At 70.9% G+C, this 2,036-nt stretch carries 2 protein-coding genes; both read left to right on the top strand.

The genetic code is table 11. The features are described 5' to 3' along the window. Nucleotides 1-800 (top strand): (Fe-S)-binding protein (locus VFO68_RS17740; protein ID WP_325159417.1); only part of this gene is annotated, 800 nt, incomplete at its 5' end. Nucleotides 801-875: 75 nt separating this feature from the next. Then, nucleotides 876-2,036: L-lactate permease (locus VFO68_RS17735; RefSeq protein WP_325159416.1), on the top strand; the 1,161-nt coding region annotated here is incomplete at its 3' end.

Below are 2,036 nucleotides of genomic sequence, written 5' to 3'. Positions count from 1 at the left end.
CGCCGGTGTTGCCCGAGCGGGTCGGGGCCCGCGGCCCGAAGCGGATGACCGTCGGCATGCTGACCGGGTGCGTGCAGGGCGCCTTCTTCCCCGGCGTCAACGCCGCCACGGCGCGGGTGCTGGCGATGGAGGGCTGCGACGTCGTCATCCCGGCCCGGCAGGGCTGCTGCGGTGCGCTGTCGGTCCACAATGGACGCGAGCCGGAGGCGAAGGCGTTCGCCCGCAAGCTCATCGACATGTTCGCCGGCGCCGGCGTCGAGCGGGTGGTCGTCAACGCGGCCGGCTGCGGCTCGTCCATGAAGGAGTACGCCGACCTGCTCGCCGACGACCCGGTGTACGCGGATCGCGCGGGCGCGTTCGCGGGCAAGGTCAGGGATATCTCCGAACTGCTGACCGAGCTCGGCCCGGTCGCCCCCCGGCACCCGTTGCCGGTGACGATCGCCTATCACGACGCCTGCCACCTCTCGAATGCGCAGGGGATCCGGGACCAGCCGCGGGAGCTGCTGACCGGGATTCCTCAACTGAAGCTCAAGGAGGTCGCGGAGGCTGAGCTGTGCTGCGGCTCGGCCGGCATCTACAACCTGCTCAACCCGGGGCCGGCGGCCGAGCTCGGCGACCGGAAGGCCGCGAACGTGCTGGCCACCGGCGCGGAAGTGCTCGTCACCGCCAACCCCGGCTGCCTCATGCAGGTCGCCGCTGCCCTGCGCCGCAACGGTGGCCACATCGCCCTCGCACACACCGTCGAAGTGCTCGACGCCTCGATGCGAGGCCACTCGATTGAACAACTGACCAACCGCTAGGAATTACCGAACCGGGGTGACCCGGATCACGTATCGCCGTAACACGGGGGTCCTGTCGCTGGAAGGTGGACGCCGATGTATCGCCAGGTCCTGGATCCGGTAGCCGACTCGCTCGGCTGGAGCTCGTTGTTCGCGGCGCTACCCCTGGCAGCACTGTTCGTGCTGCTCGGTGTGCTGCGGATGCGGGCCTGGATCGCCGCGCTGCTCTCGCTGCTCGTCGCGATCATCGTCGCGGTGTTCGTCTATCCCATGCCGTTCGACCAGGCGGCGCTGGCCGCAACCGAAGGCGCGGCATTCGGCTTCTTCCCGATCCTCTGGATCGTCATCAACGCGATCTGGATATACAACATGACGGTCGAGTCCGGGCACTTCGACGTGCTCCGGCGGTCGTTCACCTCGGTGAGCGACGACCAGCGGATCCAGGCCGTCATCATCGCGTTCTGTTTCGGGGCGCTGCTGGAGGCGCTGGCCGGCTTCGGGACGCCGGTCGCGATCAGCTCGGTCATGCTCATCGCGCTCGGCTTCCGGCCGCTGAAGTCCGCGGTGCTCTCGCTGGTCGCGAACACCGCGCCGGTCGCGTTCGGCGCGCTCGCCACTCCGATCGTCACGCTCGCCACGGTCAGCGGGCTGCCCCAGGACGACCTCGGCGGCATGGTCGGCCGGCAGACCCCGCTGCTGGCGCTGTTCGTGCCGCTGATCCTGGTCTTCATCGTCGACCGCAAGAACGGCATCCGCGACACCTGGCCGGCCGCGGTGGTCTGCGGCGTGGCGTTCGCGATCGTGCAGTTCGTGGCGTCCAACTACGTCTCGGTCCCGCTGACCGACATCCTCGCCTCGCTGCTGTCCGCGGGTGCGGTCGTCCTGCTGCTGCGGGTCTGGCAGCCGGCCCACACGTACGTGGAGCCGGAGGTCGAGGAGCCGGTCGCGGTCGGCGGCGGCGTCGCCACCGCCGGGCGCACCGGTGCGGCCGACGGCCTCACCACCACCCCCGCCACCACCGGCCCCGCGACCACCGGCGGCGCCGGGACCGGCGGCACCGGCCGCGACGTTCCGCGCGACGTTCCGCGCCGGCACGGTGCCGTCGACGAGCCGGTCGGCGTGCTGCCGGGGCGGCCGAGCGTCCCGGACGTGCCGGACAGCCGCGCCGAGATCGCGCGGGCGTACGCCCCGTACCTGATCATCGTCGCCGTCTTCGTGATCGCCCAGCTGCCCGGCATCAAGCCCCTCATCGCGAAG

This window comes from Actinophytocola sp., from assembly GCF_035712165.1.
Lineage (GTDB): Bacteria > Actinomycetota > Actinomycetes > Mycobacteriales > Pseudonocardiaceae > DASYTH01.
The sequence above is the reverse complement of the archived record's forward strand: the minus strand, read 5'-3'. Positions and strand labels throughout refer to the sequence as shown.